Genomic DNA, 2176 nt, shown 5'->3' with positions numbered 1-2176 from the left:
AAGCCCTCAGTAAAAAGTTTCAGCTGTAAGGGCTGCTTGCTGATCGGAACTATTTTACAAGTAGCGTTTTTGCTTTTTCTACGTAGCTTTGTCACTGCGCTGAATGACTACAAAATGACACTTTATAAAGTAACTAATTTTTATGTTGTGCGCCTAAATAAATTTAAATTTGTTTAGGAATGTGCGTTTAAAAAAGGATTAAGGATGTTTTTTGATTTCATTTCATTGAGCACACTTGCCATATATAACGCTGCCAATGTTGGGTTCTTAGCCAGTTCATTTTGCAATGCATCTATACTTACCTGCCGCTTACCCATTCTTCGCGCCAAAGACTTACCATAAGGCACAGCTGGCGGAACCCCTTCTTGCTCAAAAGTACGATTCAATATTTTAGCTAATGCAAAATAATTTTCTACATCTGTAGCTGATTTGTATGCATCTGTACCTACCTTAATACCCAAACTTAATAGTAGATCAAGCCGCTCTCCTGCAAGGGTGGATACTTTTGATATCTCCTCAGTCTCTTTTTGCATCTCTGCCATAACCCTATGCTCCATATCCTTCCGCTTAGTTAAGTCTAATGCTAAAAATCTTGTTTGCAAGCTCGAAAAAAGCTCTAACACATTGCTTTTACTATCTAAAATTTGTTTAGCCCTGCCAAAAGAGTAGGTTGTATCTGCTTTAAAAGCAGGTGTGAAGGTTTTCGCAAACTTGTTAGACAGGGGATGCGCTTTCGCATCATCCTTTTGTTTAAGGAAGTTATATAATGCTGGATAACGCTTCTTGGCATCTATCACTAATAGGTTATCTCCATCAAAATCACCACTAAGATAAGTTTGCTTTTCAATAGGTAAGGCGATACACTCACTTGGTTGATAAGCCTTGATGGCTAGGAGTATACCCCCTACCTCCACGATATCATCTTTGATATTATCTTTAAATATTTGCTTTTCTTGCGCATTTTTCCACCTAGAATGGGTTTTAATATCAGCTGCAGAAAGGACTATATCTACCTGATCCAAACCTGCTGGCCATGCCTGATCAGGTATGACTACTAATAAGCCTTTGGCAAACCAAAGAGCGCGATCCGCATCCGGTAGTTGTTTGCTATTTAGGGTATCTTGGTTATCTTGGGCTACCAAACTATATTGTATCACATGGGCTTGCTGTTCTAAAAATACAGTAGTGGCATCTGTTGGCTTTCCGACCTGGTCCATCAGGCACAAGTTGGGTTGGTCGTAAGGTGCTCTACCTATCAACAGTGGACCACCTAGGTCAGTGCCGTGCACTTGACCATCTGCGGAGGGTAAGGCGATGAAACTTTTGCCTTTAACACAACCGCTGGTCAGTAAATGAAATAACCTATTCCCCACTGCCTCTTTAGCTAATTGATCTAAATCCTTTATTTCTTCAGCTAGGTTTTGTGCTAACTCTTGCTGTAAAGCTTGCGTAGAAGCACCAGCCTCTAGACTATAATGCTGCAGTGCTTGCGCGGGAAGATAAGAAAAGGATTTTTTATAGCTTACCTTTTGCCCTATAGCTAGCCCTAGCTTAGCTGCTAAGTCTGATTTAATAAAGCCACAGCCATCATGGGGGCGTAATTGCAGGTTATTATTCAGCCTAAATGGATGGCACACCTTTGCATCATAATCTCTATATATTTTTATCCTAAATTTACCCTCTAAGACCGCATCTTTTTGATCCGTTCTGCCTGGTATTTTCATGGGCCTAGCCAATAAGGCCCTTTGAAAGTAAAAGAAACTTTCTTTATTGGGAAAAAGTCTGGAGAGGAAGTGGCCAAACGCACTATGGGTATTCAGCTCACTAAAGGGTACAGCTAATAAATAGCCAAAAAAAGATCTGGTTTTATGGTTGATTAAATCTTGCACAGTTTCCGTAGGACATTTCATACGATTGCCCCCAAATAGATCAAACCGATAGGGAATTGTTTTATCTTCTATAGGATAAATGAAACTATTTAAATAGAATTTATTTAAATAAGGAGAGGATAAAGCTACTTTTACCAAAGGTATGTTATGTTCCTTTAGTGCTTGGCCAAATAGACGTCCTGCTATGGAATAATCTGTAGTAATTGATATTTAATCTGACATTTGTTAATTTGTGTTGATATAAATAACAACAACTATTATGAACTTACATCAAAAAATCATCAAGC

1 protein-coding gene is annotated in these 2176 nt (G+C 38.8%); it reads right to left on the bottom strand.

The genetic code is table 11. From position 1 onward, the window contains the following. Positions 1–173 precede the first annotated feature (173 nt). Positions 174–2027, bottom strand: a complete 1854-nt coding sequence (locus MUW74_RS04045; protein ID WP_243553090.1) for a hypothetical protein — start codon at positions 2025–2027, stop codon at positions 174–176. Positions 2028–2176: the final 149 nt, after the last annotated feature.

The organism is Candidatus Cardinium sp. cBcalN2 (genome assembly GCF_022810445.1).
Classification (GTDB): Bacteria; Bacteroidota; Bacteroidia; order Cytophagales; family Amoebophilaceae; genus Cardinium.
Note: the sequence above shows the minus strand (reverse complement) of the source record. Positions and strands in the feature narration are given on the sequence as shown.